A 13,907-nucleotide genomic window follows, 5' to 3' on the forward strand; every position below is an offset into this window, starting at 1 on the left:
TCCGCTGCGGTGAGCGTGGGGACGATGCGATCGCCGCGCCGGGTCTGAAAGCTTCATCGTGGCGCGCCCCTGGTCGCATCGATTGAGACCCGCCGGCCGTACGATGTGGCGATGGCAACAGCGATCAAGGGCCGTGGTGCGACCGGCCATCTGCCCGGACGCTTCGAAACCACCACCCAACAACCGGTGGACGATGGCTGGTACGCCGACGACGGCGAGGAGTTCGCCGCGCCGGCATTGCGCACCCAGGTCACCGAGGAAACCGCGCGCAGCATCATCAGCCGCAATCAATCGCCGGACATCGGCTTTTCGCAATCGGTCAATCCGTATCGTGGGTGCGAGCATGGTATGGTGTTTTGGTAGATTGTTCACAACGTAGGGCTGCGTTGAACGTTGGTTAGCAGCGCTTTCGTTGAGATGGAACACTGAACGAACTAAGCTAGGTCCCGAAGCCTTGGTCGACAGTGTTCAACTTGGCCCGATGTTGGCCGCTCGCTAGATTGCATGATCCCCAAGGCCGTGATTTCTTCGTTCCGGCCCCCGGGAGAAGCAGTCTTGGATATCTACCAGCCTCAGATCGCCCAAACGGTTGCCTTGACTGCCCGTGGGCAGGCGCGTCACTTGCTGGGGTCTACCGCCGCGCTTCCCGCGGGCTTCTACTTCGTTGTCGATAGACGTACGTCGGTCCCTATCCCCGACGTCTATGACTTCTTGATTTCGGAGAACGTTAGCCTGCTGGGTAGGCCAAAACTTCGCCACCAGTCCAATACAAGTAAGGCTAACGCTGAAGACTTGGTGGACCTCCTTCTCTTCGCCAACGAAATCAGCACAACTCTTGCAGAGTTTTCGGAAGAACTGCTCCAGCAGTATGCAGATAGCATGTTGTACGTAGTGAGTCCGCAGACATCTCTGAATTACGCAGATCGGACGGTCATCAAGCGGGTCTCGACTGCAAAGCGGCTCTTCCATTATCTGCAGAATAACGGGCGTTTGAAGAATCGCTTCAAGATCGCAAAGATCCTGCAAAGAGGAATCGAAAAGCGTGTCATAGCGCCGGACGTTCAAGTGCCAAAGACGCCTGCAACGGATGCGCTGGTGAAACATATTGCTACGGACCTTGTAGAGGCAATTAGCAAAAACCTTGGCCAGATGCCCAGTGAAAAAACGCAAGTCCTGACTCGGGATCGCCTCTTGCTTGCCTTCTTGCTGAATACCGGTGCCCGGATCTCAGAGGCGCTATCAATCAAGATTAGCGATCTGCCATTTCAAAAAGTCGGTAAGGAGAATTCCCTTGCAGCTTGCCACATACAAGTAATGGGAAAAGGAGGAGCGCATCGAAAACTCATTGTACCTATTTGGCTATTGGCAGAACTAAGCATCTATGTTTCTACCGAGCGTGCCGACGCCGTACACGCTTCGAAAGGAAAGGCACAGCATAACCAAGTCTTCGTCAATCATGCGGTTGCTCGTTATTCTCGTGGTCAACCGCTAACAGCAAATAACTTCAGGAAGATAATGAGGCGCGCCGCAATACGTGCAGTTGGAGAAACCGTAAACAACAGTATCCCGTCCCCGCACGCTTGTAGACATTCTTTTGCTTTGTGGCACTTCATCCTGGAAGCGCGTGCGGGAAATCCCGACCCGGCAAAGAAAGTTCAGGCGCTTCTTGGACATGCAAACAGATCTACCACAGAACAAATATACCTAAACGCGAGCCTGCTACTAGAAGAAGAGCTGTCCGAGAAGGATCAACGCCATCTAATGAATGCACTGGATGGGTACGCAACATGAAACGTACGCGATTTCGCACGGAGTCCGGCCAAAATTCATTCGGTCCTACTCAAGTGCGCTTCTCTCGATTTGAGAAAAAAGGACTACTGCACTTTCAGTGCGAAGGGCCACTCGATGAAGATATCAAACTTTACGATTTTTCCGGATGGGCAGGTCTCTCTCAAATCGCCGAAGATCTCATTGATGCAACACTTGCCATCCTTGCATCAGAAAGAGCAACAACTCGAAACGGAACGCACCGATCGCTTCGCTACGGCATTATTCAATACTTGAACGAAACCTCTCCTAACGCCGAGCTGCGTAGCCTTAATCGAGCAACTTTTCAAGACTTTACACAATGGCTGAGCAGAGGAAGAGATGGAAAAAAAAGCGTTTGGGGCTATTCCGATAGAATGCACAAGCTGAGTGCGCTTCGCAAGATGATTGCACGGCTTTCTCCGAAGCTGTCAAAGCTGGGCGTCCAGCATGATGTTCCGATAAATCCGTGGCCTGGAGACAATCCGCGCAGAAACGAAGGCAACGACAAGGAGGCGATATCACAAGACCATTTTTTGGGATTGATGAGAGCCGCGATCAAGGCACATGAGCAAATTCTCAGAGAATTGGATGTCTCGCTTACACAGATAGATCACAATATTTCTCTCATCAAAATTAATTCAGGACTCCAAAACACTCTTGAGGGACTATGCGCTCAAGCGATAGTCAAGTATGGAGGCATACTTCCGGAGCGCAAATGGCTAAAGCAACACGAACCTGATTTTTTTAATCGCGTGGAAGAGGTGGGTTACCTGCGTGTCGCAAAGCTGATCAGCCCAAGCATCAATGACCTGTTGCCTGCCTTCATCATTCTTCAGTGCTTTACTCATTGGAACGAACAACCACTGTGCTGCTTGCGTATCTCAAACATCGACAGGTGTTCCGGATTATTCTCAAACAAGTATAAGCTATCGAGTATAAAGATTCGTGGAAAAGGCATGGTCCATCGCTCGTTCTTTAAAGGCGACGAGTTGTTCAATCCCTGCAACGTTATAGACTTCGTTGAGCGATGGACCAAACACCTTCGAGCGCACGCCCCCCAACGAATACGTGACGACCTATTTCTGTACGCGTGCAAGTTCAAGACCAGAAAGATCGGAGCAATCCGCTCGCTGGGACAACCGCTCCGTGGGACCTACAATCTTTCAGCCGAAAGGAAGTCCAGGTTCTTCAAAGAGCGAGGCCTCAGAGCCGCAGGCTCAAGTGCCATTCGGTTAGCGGGGGCTGAATACCTCAATGAGATACTTGGAGATACGGAGAAGGTCCGTGTTCTCCTTGGACACAGCACGGTCTCGGTCACACACAACAACTACCGTTCTAAAGTAACTCGCAGAAATGACGAGGAAGCGTTAGCTGGAGCCATGGCTTTACAGTTTCGCTACCATGATAGCAATGCGAAAGTCGACTCACGCAGTCACTTCGGCGATCGATCTGCGGCGTCACCCGGCTACCAGTGTCTGGATCCATTTCAAAGCCCAATGCCGGGTCAAATTAACGGGCGCATGTGCACTGGCTATGGATTATGTCCGGCGTGTCCTCTTGCCGTCGAAATGAATGACGATGTTTCCATCGGGCGCAGAATTCAGATTTTCGAGAGGTACGGTGAAGCGCTCCGCACTCTTGGCACGCAGCGTTTCAGAGAGCGGTATGGAAATGCATACGACCGCCTTGGCTCAGTTCTCGCATCCACGCTTAAGAAGTCAAATGTGAAGCGACTGGAACAATTAGTTCTCAACCCCATACCGCCGTTGGAATAGAATATGCCAACACGTGAAAGAAAAAAGCTGAGCCGACTTACTTTCGCAGGTGCAGATTTTAACGCTCGCGTCTGGATGCTTCCCAATGAAACCCCTGGTCAAGTAAAAAAGAACGCGGTGATGAGATGGGACAGGCTTCTTATAAATGGGGAGTCGCTTTTCGCGCCTGAACATCAGGATCTTCTCTTCTCTCTTAAATGCTTCGTATGGACGCTGGTTTACATGCCGCAAGGATCTGCAGCTACAACTGCGGGCGGCCTACAAAGGGTCCTTATTGGAGTAAGAGACCTCGCGAGCTTCATGATTGATGAGGGCATAAAGGATCTCGACGAGTTGGACACAGGAGACTCATGGGCCTTTGCTGAGTACGCAGTTATAGTGCACGAAGCAGGAACAAGGGATGCAGAACATTGGGGCGCCTCACGAAGGCCTACCCACGCTGGCGTTATCCCATCTGTCAATGTTCTAACTCTGATCTATAGGCAGCGCTTAGCAATGTCCAGCCTAGGTGCCAGGACTCTCAAAATTGCGCCTTACGATGACAAGTCGCCCTACGAAGTAGTGAACAAAGAATTAGGACTCAAACGAGGAAGTAAAACCATACCTGCGATTCCTGATGAGGTTGCGATACCGATACTAAATGCGGCGTCACGCGTTATGGACCGCTCAGTGGAAGCACTACGCGTTGCAGTAGGAAAGATTCTTACCATCAGGGGTTTTAAAAAGGATTGGGACGAGATTAGCGCTGCTGATCGTCTAGAGTTGTACGCTCAGGTCAACGCGTTCGCAAAGGAGATGCAGATACCGATGCCTAATGGCGAGGAATCACTGTTACTTGGTGAAAAGGCTACCAGGCGGAACTCCGAAGGCGATCATTTTGTTCTTGACAAGCCGCTTCTCGTACTTCGTTATTTAATTGTCACGTGTGTTGCAGCCTGCTCAATCGTGCTGCAAGCGGGAACAGGTATGAGAGCCCATGAGCTACTCAGCTTACGCGCAAAAGCCAGTCGAACTAATGGTTGGCCGGCGTGTTTGCATAGCTCGGTTACTCCCGATGGATTGTTAGAGATGTTTTATGTGGAAGCCACGACTGCCAAGCGTGGTAGGCCTAGACAGGCAGATTGGCTAATTGGCGCAAGACCGGTTGGTGCTGACTACATGCCTCCTACAGTGCGCGCTGTTTTGGCGCTCAACGAGCTTCTTAAAGAGTTTCGCGACCTCGGTGGTCAATCCGAGCTCCTTATCACTCTAAGAGCGAAAGGTGGGCTTCCCACGACCGCCGCTTCAGTCACGTCCATGAATGGTGGTTACCTCGCAAGATTGCAGCGGGAGTTTCTTCTGAACTGGGTAGACTTTAGCATGCTCGCTGGGCAGGAGCATGCGGCCTACAAGAAAGGGCGAATTAGGCCGCATCAATGGCGACCAACTTTTGCGACATTCGTTTTTCGGACTAATCCCAATATGCTCAAACCGCTCAGCGAGCATTATAAACATGTAAACGATGCGATCACGTGCCGATATTACATAGGAAATGACCCAACGCTCGTTTCAGCGTGTTCGGATGCTCAGGCGATGTCAGCGGTACACGTTCTTCGCTCAATAACCTTCTCATCTGCCCCAATGGCCGGCGGGTTCTCTAAGGTTGTAAGTGCGGTACGTAAGGCACTGAGCCTGGAGCTGACTAGCGAAAGCTTGTCGGACGACGAAACCGCTGCCCGCTACGTCAACGAGAATGAGGTGTCATTGTGGAACACACCTTATGGCCGCTGCTGGGCGTCGCAGCTTCCGTCAAAGAGTTTGTGCAATCAGCGTGCGGGCACGTCTACATTCGCAGCGACCAAGCCCAATCTCAAAGTTGCCCATCTGGAGTTATGTCTAGGTTGTAGTTGTCTTGCCATTAGTCCTGAACACGAGGACTTCTGGCGTAATCGACGCGACGAGAACCAAGTGCTGATCAAGCGGGCACATGCGTCTGGAGACAAGGCGAGCCTGGCAATCGCCACACGGCGTAGGAAGCAATGCGATGCGATCCTTGCTGCCCTCACTGTTTAGTGCGCTTGTTTCTGAAGTTCCTTTGCATGCTGCGCACAGTGGGATCGGCGCCGAGCTCGATCAGCGCTTTCTGAGCTCGATCTAGCTCAGCACGCTGGGAGGCGATCACCGTAACCAATTCCGCTTTAAGTTTCTTTAGCTCTGCGATTTCCTGACGCAACGCCTTGATGGTGGATGAACTTGGAGCTGCCTTTTTCGCCTTCAGAACTGCCATTCGGATCGCAGGGTACTGACAGCCGTCGTAACCAATAAGGGTGCGACTCACTCCCGCTTCTAGGGCGACATTGGCGATAGAGACTAAGTTGTAGGTTTTACCGGCACCAAGCTTCGAATCGAGACTTGCTCGAAGCTTTGGGTGAGCCGGTTCACCATCGCGTAGTCTCTTCAGAGCATCTTCCAACTGCTGTTGAGTTGAATCTTTCATTGACCACTCCGTTTTCCAGAGACGCGCTCCCAAGGTGATCTTAGTCGCAGTTTTTCAGATGTCAGAGATTCCCTAAACACAGTTACACTGTGACGTTTTGACTAGCGCAAGCTCAGCCTGCAGCCTACGAAAAATCCAAGCAGTAGAACCGTAGTCAGTATGGATGCCACAAGTGCTCGCCGGGGGCTGCCGTAGAGCGTTCGGCGGTAGCGCTCCCTGTTTCTCTGATGAAGGCGTCGCCCAATTACCCAGACGCAGGCTGGAATCACCATCAGCGGAGAACTCGCGATCACCTGGATCCAGGGCTCGGCGAAGCTTCGATGATTCATAGTCCAGGCAACCGCTTGCGTTGGGAGGCCAAGGTAGAGAGCCATTGAGGCCACCTGGGTAAGGTGGAATCGAAAGCCGACCCTTGGCTTGGCGCGCCAATCCAAGTGTGTAATGACTACCTGAAGCCGGTACACCAAAGCGCAGATCAGCGATATCGCGACGATTCCCAGGTAGGCCACCGCTGGGAACACATACGTGCTGATCTCCAGCCATGTCGACATATTCTCAAAGGCTATCTGACCGAGCTCGGCTACGATCCTGTCCTCCGTCGTGTCGAAGAACATGGAGCGGTACTGGTCATAGGCGATCGCCCAAGGCGCAACCGCCATGGTTACCAATGGCCAGCTTCCTTTGAAGGCGTCCCGGATCGCATCTCTCAGGCGAGCCTTTGGCGGTATCGGAAACGACTTGGGATCGCCCCAGATGGGGAAGGCAGCCAACAGTGCATACGGATGGGCCTGAGACCAGCGCTTTGCCCGACGCTCCCATCTGTATCCGACAGCCTTCATCGTTCGAGCCGCTTGAAGTACAAGGAGCTCAAGATGCGTCAAGAGCACCAGGCATCGGTAGGCTCCTAGGTGTAGCAGCCCACGTTTAGCTGCCAGCCTCCGTGCTCGTTTTGTGGCGTGTGCGGGCGGGCTTGGGATTCTATTCACGTGAACCACTTTATGCGGGCATTGCCTCTTCAACTACGGAGTCTCCGAGCTGCAGGGTTCCATTGGCAGGCCTAAAGATTGGAGCTTTCTTGCCGAGTCCAGGCGTTCTGATGCGATGCCGCAACGCATAGCCATCCATGCAGGCGATACGCACGGGTCTATCGGAACGAAAAAAGGGCCCGCAGCAATGCGGGCCCTTTTTTATTCTTACTTTTTCTTGGTGGGAGGCGGCGACGGACGGTTGTGTTCTTTCTGAGTGGTCCGCGGGTGGATCTCCGCGAAGCGCTCGGTCACAAACCGACCAGTCTCCGAGCTGCGGAAGTCCGCAGGGCCCTTCTTACTGGACATATTTGATCCTTCTTGCGAGATCTCTCTAGAAGACGCTCTGCTCCAAGTCCAGGCCCCGGACCCAGTGGGCCGGGGCCTTCCTATTAGCCCTTAGCGGCGCGGATAGGAGCGGTAATGACGGATGACGTGTTCCACACGGCCGAAACGACGGCGGGTGTAGGCACGTACCGGCACATTCTTGGTATGCATAGCTACTCTCCTTCGGAGAAGGTGAGAGGAGCACGGTCTCGCCAAGAGAGCTCCAGGGTTGCCCGTGCGTGTTGTTGACACGCTTCGGTGAACCATGGAACCATTGTCTGGTCGAACGCAAACGACAAGACGGCACTTGGCAGTCTGACAGGTGAGTCCCCTCCGGCACTCGCTCCTGTCCCCGGCCTTGTTACCCAGGAATCGCGCGCCAACGCGACCCTCGGTGACGTCTACATTGTTAAAGAACTGACCCTCGCCCTAAACGGCGGGGGTTTTTTCGTGGCCTTCACGACCAAGTAACTGTACGGTAACCTGCCTGCGCCATTCAGTCAAGCCATTTCAGGAAAGTCTTACTCAAGCATCGACGCTAGCGGCCCTGCCCGGGCCCTGGGGCCGTTTGCAGGGTGTCCAGCTTACCCACGTAGCATTTGCCTGTGAATGGCCCCCAGTGCGTTGCAGGGGGCTTTTAGAGGCCTATTACTTTCGATCTAGTCCGTAGCAAATATCGTTTAAGTTCGCCAAAAATCGGCAAAAATCGTTCAAAAGTATTTAAAAAGTCGCATCTTGACGGAATCGTCAGCGAAAATGTGCAGATGCGGTAAACATGAGGGTTCATTAGTGCCAGCACGCCTGAGGCAGGCCCCCCCAAGGGGCGTTGGGGAACCGAGTGACGGGTGCCGCTGTTGCTTCTGTGGCCCAAGAGACGGAACCAATCTGTCTATGACCGGTGATATGTCGGCAGCAGTCGTATGGACACACCTTATATATGTGTTCTAGCTGCGGGCCGGATGCCTGTCGCCGGTTCGCTTGGGGAGCTGAGGTTTTTGGCGGACGACCGCGTCGGAATAGGCTTTCAAAGCCAGAGCCAGTGCGGGGGGAAGGAGTGGATGGGTGACCACGCGACTGGCAAGATGGTCATGGGGCTGTAGGCGAACTGCTCGTCTGAGCCCTCTGCTTCAGTACGGCGTTCAAGCTGCTGCGCCAGTCAAGGACCTGGGAATGACCTGATGGCCGTGAAGGCGGAAGCGTTCCGGGGACTGTCCTGCTAGGGCCAACCACGTCATGAGCCTGAGCCAGCAGATGGGTGAAGAAAAGGCCACGACGGTCGCTTTAGTGCGCGCATGACCGATGATGGGTCCTTCGCACAGCTGCTGCAGACGCGTTTTTGTGTGGTAGCTGAGGCCAACTGTGGTCGCAGCCATTGCTGCCCGCAGGCCCTGGTACGGTCATGCCGTTGTTGGCCTCCACTACTTCTCCAAGTCTAAGAAGAAATGCGATTGCCGGCCACATGCTGGAAGGATATCAAGAGCTATCGCCTGTAGGGTTCATCCCGACATACTGCGGTACTTGCGGTGTTCTACCCTAGGGAAAACTCACGGACGGGCTTTGCATGAAAGCGTTCCAGACTGCCATTCTAGAATTGCTACAAGAGCTAAGAGTATTTGCGAAGCAAAATTTTCCAGAGGAAGTCAGGGATCTTCTCGCGCAACTGATCGAACGACTTGAGCTCGTTCTCGAATCTACCCCCGACGATCCAGACCCTGAGATCGACGAGCTGAAAGAGGAGCTACTTGCTGCAGCTAAGGCCCTGATCGAAGCTATCGCTACCTATTTAGCTTCACTGACAGCGTCTCCTGAGCAACGGGGAAGTGCCCTTGGCCATCTGATCAGTTGCTTGTGGCGCCTTGATCGCGCCCTGACCGCAATCGAAAACGCATTGCGGCCCAGACGCAGATTTGGACCGTAATGACGGCGGCCGTACCCTGCTAGTTATCTACTGTTGATGGCGAGCCCGACTGGAATCTCAGTACAAGTAGCGCTTTGCACCTAAATCAGCGGTTGAGCTTTGCCTCAAAGGAATGCTGCAGAATGACCAAGAAGGTCTTCCTCGCCCACAACGCATGCTTGAACGCAGGCTATGACCTCAATGTGCTTCGCTCTGGCATTCAAGGTTCCGGAAGCAGCATTGTAGGCACGCCAGAGGAGGCAGACGAGATTGTCTTCTCCGGGTGCTCGGTGCGCGAACACTGGGTAGATGATGCAATCAGCCAGTTAACCGAGGCCAGTAGCCGAGCACCCAACGCTCGTATCGTCGTGACAGGTTGCATCGCCAACACCAGAGCAGACAAAGTTCGCGCGAGCGTCAATAGTGACCAATTAGACATTCTTCCCTTGGACGAAGTTCTCCGGGAGAGCACTAACACTCCGTTTGAGGAGGTCGATCGCATGTTCTCGCAGAGCGCCGAGAACAGCTTTGAATCGACCTCAGCCGGCGGACTCCACAATCTTCGTACACGCGTCGGCTCAGCAAAGTCGAGGGTGCTGGCCGAGTTGGAAGAGGAAGACCGAAGACACGGCACGAGCCTGGTTCGGGCCTATCGGCAGACGACAAAGGGCTTTGTCTTCTACGATGAGAATGATCCGTGCGAGATGATCACAGTCACTCGAAGCTGTCTCTATCAGTGTAGCTTTTGCAATATCCCCCAAGGCAGGGGCGAGTACACGTCCGTACCGCTCTCAGACATCCTTGGAAAAGCCCGTGCGGCCATTGCGATGGGAAAGAATCACCTGGTGTTGATTGGCGATGAAGTTGGTAACTACGGCAAGGGCGGCAGCGGCCCGGGCTTCAAGGAATTGGTTCAGGCACTTCTGGACCTGTCGACGGCTGTACGGCTGTCCATCCGGTATATCGAGCCAAAACCATTCCTGCGCAACTTCCCGGACATCCTGGCTTGGGCGAAGGCCGGCAGGCTTCAGTTGTTATACCTATCGTTGCAAAGTGGATCTCCTCGGATTTTAAAGCTTATGCGGAGAGGCTATGACATCGACAAGGTTGCGCAATTGCTCAGTGAGTTCCGTGGCAGCACCACTACCGTTCTATACGGCAACTGGCTGATCGGGTTCCCAGGCGAGTCAGATGAGGACTTCGCGAGAACTCAGGAGGTCGTACGCTCTTTGAATTTCCACATCAACGTCGCCATTCCCTTCTCGGCACGTCCTGATACACCCGCATATAGCATGGAACAACTGGACAGTTCAGTCGTCAGTACACGCATCCAGGCGTTGACGGAAACGGCAGCCGATCTCAAGTGCGAGCTGATGCGCCCGATGATGGAAGACCTAGACGACGAACGCCGGACCTCGCTTCTTGAGCTGATCCGCAAGGGCGAGCAGGACCAGTACGCTACCCCGACAATTACCCCGCGACGCTCCATCCCTCTGATCGTGCAAACCTTATGAACAACCTCCATTGGAGCGAGTGCCCCCTAGTTATTGTCGACGTAGAGGGCAATGGACAAGAACCGCACGATTTGATCGAGATCGCTACAGTCCAGATCGTAAATAGACAAGCCCAGGCACCAAGATCCTGGGGCGTGCGACCCCCACGCCCCATCACGGATCGGGTCACTCAGATCCACGGGATCACAAATGCCATGGCTGAGAGGTTTGAGCCATGGGCTGCCAATGCGACAGAGATTTTGGGCCAACTGGAAGGCCGCGTAGTGGTCGGCCACAACGTCAGTGTTGATGCGCGCGTAATCACTCACACTCAACCGGACTGGAAGCCGCTGTCACTTATCGACACCAGGGCGTTAGCCAAGCACGTGCTACCCGGCAGAGGTGACTACTCTCTCAGGTCCTTGGTGGCGGATGTTCTTCCCGACGCGGAAGCGTGGACGCATCATAGGGCTGCAGACGATGCCCTTGTAACCGCCAAGCTATTCCTTCACCTGGCTTCTGTCCTGGAGAAGACGATTGATCTCAACTTCCTGGCACTCGCTCAGATAGCGTGCGCCAGTGAAGACAGCTACGTTAAATCACAGCAAGGAAGCCTGTTCTAATGGCCAAGCACATCGCAATTACTGGAACCCATTCCACCGGCAAGTCCACGTTCGTTGAGTTCATCTCAGAGATAGCACGTGCCAGGGGCCTGCGCGTCGGAACGGTAAAGGACAACGCATCCGAGTGCGCCCGGTTGGGCTTCGGCATTCTCAAGAATCACACCTTCGAAAGCACACTGTGGATTATGGCGACTGTGATCCGCGAAGAGCAGTTTGAGAGCTTAGGTGCGGACTTGGTGATTGTGGACAGACCGGTCTCAGACGCCATTGGGTATCTGGAGGCGGCCTTGTCGGCTAACGAAAGGAGCATTCCGACTGACGAGATGGAGTACCTATACGCACTTGCCAAGCTCCACTCACCGCGCTACGACTTGATTTTCAAGAGTGTTTTGAATGAACAGATTGAATTAGGGGAAGGCCGTGACCCAGACCTACTGTTCCGCAAGGACGTGGACCAGCGGATCAGCGAAGTGCTTGCCACACTTGGCATCACCCCACTTGATCCGTCTGACGACAACGCACTGGCTGAGGTACTGAAGCTGGTCGACGAACTGGCCATAAAGCTGGAAGCTGCATCGTATTCATGAAGAACCTCGGCGAGGTTCATTTAATCTTCAGATGCCAAGTGAGCTCGAACCAAACGCAGCGCGAATACACTGGGAAGCGAAAAAACCCTAGCCCTGTGTACTGACGGAGAGAGGGGGGCATCGCCTGGGTAACACCGCTAAAACGGCAAACCACAAAGTGTTCGAGCACCGCCAACGTAGCCGGTATGGCTTGTCGCATCCTCCTACCGCATTGATCAGATCATCTCTAGCCTCCGATATGTGGACCATGCTTATACCCACGAGTCCAGTCAGGATCGACCGCGGTGCTCAGATAGTTTCGTACAAGCCTCGACCCCGTAAGTTGCAGCAGATGCGCTTCATTCGCCGCAATTGCTTCAACGTCCGATACTGAAGGAAAGTGACGCAGAAGTCGGTATGCCTCCGTTCGGACCGCTTTGGGCACGGCCGTATTAGCGGAAAGTTCTTTAAGAAACGCCCCAGCCTGGATAAGGTTGCGCGTGCGCTCGACTGGCATCGTCATTTTTTTCTCTCTCAGGTACGCTGCTGCCATCTCGCGGGTGTGCGCGCCTACGGTAAATTTTTGACTCCACATCCGAACCTCGATCAGGGCAGTGTCTGGTTTGCGGTGGACGGAGGCCCATTGTTGGGCTGTGGCACATCTGACCAGTACGACGTTCCTTCTGGCAGCAACATGCTCAGGAAGACATCCAGAAGGACAGGCCGCTTCCAATTCGGATCCGGTACAAAGCGGTACTCATCGCGTGCCAGTGTATTGCTGGTCGATCGCGAAGTTAGCCAACGCGCTCGCCGGCGCATCTCATCTAACATCGCGTTACGTGCAGCTTCTTGATTCATGCCCGTTCGCAAGAACGCAGCGGCCGCCCCCCTGGCCCCGTACCATGCCAAGTAGCGCTTGCGCGCCAAGCTGAGCTTGGCCCACTCATTTGTCATCAAATGCATGATCATGGATGCGCCGGCCGGCTCGAGCGTTTGGCGACGTAACAAATGGGTGAGATAGGTTTCAATCTCGGCATCGGCCAACGCGCCCCATAGCTCTACCTTGGCGTCCCTTGTATCGGGGCGCGCCGCCAGCTCCACCAGAATGGCGTGAAGTCTGGCATGGAGATCCTGCGGACTGCCCCAAGCGGTGGGATAGAACCACGCCAGCGGCTCGTACAGTGCGCGCCGAATGCCGGGTTCCTGGCTCTGGGAGACCCGTATCACTCCTGCATTCTCCAAGCGCTCTAGCAACGAGTGGCTCAGCGCCGTCCCGGTGCTGAAGGGCGCATGGGTCGAGGTAGACAGTTCAAGCGCATACCAAGACGCAAGACGTATCAAGCCCAGCGACTGTGCATAGGGCACCAAGTCGCAGGCGGCGGGCGGCAGAGTCGGTTGAGTGGTTGCACATACCATCGCACCTCTCGCGAGTAAGCCGAGGATGCTACCAGTGACTGCCCGCTTTATCTACACGTTTTTCATGTAACCGGTAGGTGGGTCATAGATTGCTCAGTCGTCCAAGCCCGGTGACGACTGTGGCGTCAAAAACCATTTATCGTGATGACTATCGAAATCTGGTCGAACGGCTACGTGACCGCCGTGAGACGCTAGGGCTGTCGCAGAGTGACGTGGCCCGCGCACTGGGCTGGCCACAGCAGCGCGTCTCTGCGGTTGAGGCCGGCGCTCGTCGGCTGGATGTCATCGAGTTCTTTCAGCTGACCTCGACCCTGGGCCTCACCGCGTCGCAAGCCGTCAAACTTGTTTTTCCGCCCGCCTGAGGCTATTGCCGGCAGGCCCTTGGCTTATCGAGAGTAGGGCAGCACTCCACAACCTAGGGACCTTTTGAACAACAACGCGATCCAATGTTGCGTCGAGAATAATACTGCCGCATCGAATCAGAAAAACCAATTCATATT

Annotated in this window: 12 protein-coding genes and 1 pseudogene; 9 read left to right on the forward strand and 4 right to left on the reverse strand. The window is 54.3% G+C overall.

The window, feature by feature from the left end; all coding sequences use genetic code 11:
* Nucleotides 1-111: 111 nt before the first annotated feature.
* The 4 genes and pseudogenes from AC06DU_RS00080 to AC06DU_RS00095 all read left to right on the forward strand — a co-directional run.
* Nucleotides 112-348, forward strand: a pseudogene (locus AC06DU_RS00080) (PA0069 family radical SAM protein); the annotation flags it as partial.
* Between the two features lie 207 nt (nucleotides 349-555).
* A complete protein-coding gene (locus tag AC06DU_RS00085; RefSeq protein WP_181142485.1) occupies nucleotides 556-1,791 on the forward strand; it encodes a tyrosine-type recombinase/integrase in 1,236 nt (411 codons plus the stop codon).
* On the forward strand, nucleotides 1,788-3,584 hold the full coding sequence (locus AC06DU_RS00090; RefSeq protein ID WP_146095753.1) for a hypothetical protein: 1,797 nt from the start codon (nucleotides 1,788-1,790) through the stop codon (nucleotides 3,582-3,584). Before AC06DU_RS00085 ends, AC06DU_RS00090 begins: the two co-directional genes overlap by 4 nt.
* Nucleotides 3,585-3,587: 3 nt before the next feature.
* A complete protein-coding gene (locus tag AC06DU_RS00095; protein ID WP_146095752.1) occupies nucleotides 3,588-5,636 on the forward strand; it encodes a hypothetical protein in 2,049 nt (682 codons plus the stop codon).
* On the opposite strand, the gene AC06DU_RS00100 is transcribed toward AC06DU_RS00095, so the two are convergent.
* Both AC06DU_RS00100 and AC06DU_RS00105 read right to left on the reverse strand, forming a co-directional pair.
* A complete protein-coding gene (locus AC06DU_RS00100; RefSeq protein ID WP_146095751.1) occupies nucleotides 5,626-6,060 on the reverse strand; it encodes a hypothetical protein in 435 nt (144 codons plus the stop codon). The genes AC06DU_RS00095 and AC06DU_RS00100 overlap by 11 nt on opposite strands.
* Nucleotides 6,061-6,161: 101 nt before the next feature.
* Nucleotides 6,162-6,899, reverse strand: coding sequence for a hypothetical protein (locus tag AC06DU_RS00105; RefSeq protein ID WP_146095750.1), 738 nt, complete (start codon nucleotides 6,897-6,899; stop codon nucleotides 6,162-6,164).
* A 2,074-nt stretch (nucleotides 6,900-8,973) separates the two neighbouring features.
* Here AC06DU_RS00105 and AC06DU_RS00110 point away from each other — a divergent pair.
* From AC06DU_RS00110 to AC06DU_RS00125, 4 genes are all read left to right on the forward strand, one after another.
* Nucleotides 8,974-9,330 carry a hypothetical protein gene (locus tag AC06DU_RS00110; protein ID WP_146095749.1) on the forward strand — a complete coding sequence of 119 codons (357 nt, stop codon included), beginning with the start codon at nucleotides 8,974-8,976 and terminating at the stop codon, nucleotides 9,328-9,330.
* 122 nt (nucleotides 9,331-9,452) lie between these two features.
* Complete coding sequence (locus tag AC06DU_RS00115; RefSeq protein ID WP_104576989.1) at nucleotides 9,453-10,823, forward strand: radical SAM protein; 1,371 nt, start codon at nucleotides 9,453-9,455, stop codon at nucleotides 10,821-10,823.
* Entirely contained in the window at nucleotides 10,820-11,425 is a 606-nt protein-coding gene (locus AC06DU_RS00120; protein ID WP_184391049.1) for a 3'-5' exonuclease, read from the forward strand. Before AC06DU_RS00115 ends, AC06DU_RS00120 begins: the two co-directional genes overlap by 4 nt.
* A complete protein-coding gene (locus AC06DU_RS00125) occupies nucleotides 11,425-12,012 on the forward strand; it encodes an AAA family ATPase (RefSeq protein WP_104576987.1) in 588 nt (195 codons plus the stop codon). The genes AC06DU_RS00120 and AC06DU_RS00125 overlap by 1 nt, the downstream gene beginning before the upstream one ends.
* A 226-nt stretch (nucleotides 12,013-12,238) precedes the next feature.
* Here the strand turns inward: AC06DU_RS00125 and AC06DU_RS00130 are convergent, their stop codons facing one another.
* Together AC06DU_RS00130 and AC06DU_RS00135 are read right to left on the reverse strand one after the other, a co-directional pair.
* Nucleotides 12,239-12,586, reverse strand: coding sequence for a BPSL0761 family protein (locus AC06DU_RS00130; RefSeq protein ID WP_323526760.1), 348 nt, complete (start codon nucleotides 12,584-12,586; stop codon nucleotides 12,239-12,241).
* An 11-nt stretch (nucleotides 12,587-12,597) separates the two neighbouring features.
* Nucleotides 12,598-13,407, reverse strand: a complete 810-nt coding sequence (locus tag AC06DU_RS00135) for a hypothetical protein (protein ID WP_104576986.1) — start codon at nucleotides 13,405-13,407, stop codon at nucleotides 12,598-12,600.
* Nucleotides 13,408-13,526: 119 nt separating this feature from the next.
* Here AC06DU_RS00135 and AC06DU_RS00140 point away from each other — a divergent pair, with 119 nt between their 5' ends.
* Nucleotides 13,527-13,769 (forward strand): helix-turn-helix domain-containing protein, encoded by a 243-nt coding sequence (locus AC06DU_RS00140; protein ID WP_104577004.1) that lies wholly within the window; start codon nucleotides 13,527-13,529, stop codon nucleotides 13,767-13,769.
* The last annotated feature ends 138 nt before the right edge of the window (nucleotides 13,770-13,907 follow it).

Source organism: Xanthomonas sp. NCPPB 3200 (genome assembly GCF_056393585.1).

Excerpts from the sequence above, each read along its gene's own strand:
- AC06DU_RS00090 (WP_146095753.1), top strand. The coding sequence starts at position 1,788 with ATGAAACGTACGCGATTTCGCACGGAGTCCGGCCAAAATTCATTCGGT.
- AC06DU_RS00095 (WP_146095752.1), top strand. The coding sequence starts at position 3,588 with ATGCCAACACGTGAAAGAAAAAAGCTGAGCCGACTTACTTTCGCAGGT.
- AC06DU_RS00100 (WP_146095751.1), bottom strand. The coding sequence starts at position 6,060 with ATGAAAGATTCAACTCAACAGCAGTTGGAAGATGCTCTGAAGAGACTA.
- AC06DU_RS00105 (WP_146095750.1), bottom strand. The coding sequence starts at position 6,899 with ATGAAGGCTGTCGGATACAGATGGGAGCGTCGGGCAAAGCGCTGGTCT.
- AC06DU_RS00110 (WP_146095749.1), top strand. The coding sequence starts at position 8,974 with ATGAAAGCGTTCCAGACTGCCATTCTAGAATTGCTACAAGAGCTAAGA.
- AC06DU_RS00115 (WP_104576989.1), top strand. The coding sequence starts at position 9,453 with ATGACCAAGAAGGTCTTCCTCGCCCACAACGCATGCTTGAACGCAGGC.
- AC06DU_RS00120 (WP_184391049.1), top strand. The coding sequence starts at position 10,820 with ATGAACAACCTCCATTGGAGCGAGTGCCCCCTAGTTATTGTCGACGTA.
- AC06DU_RS00125 (WP_104576987.1), top strand. The coding sequence starts at position 11,425 with ATGGCCAAGCACATCGCAATTACTGGAACCCATTCCACCGGCAAGTCC.
- AC06DU_RS00130 (WP_323526760.1), bottom strand. The coding sequence starts at position 12,586 with ATGTGGAGTCAAAAATTTACCGTAGGCGCGCACACCCGCGAGATGGCA.
- AC06DU_RS00135 (WP_104576986.1), bottom strand. The coding sequence starts at position 13,407 with ATGGTATGTGCAACCACTCAACCGACTCTGCCGCCCGCCGCCTGCGAC.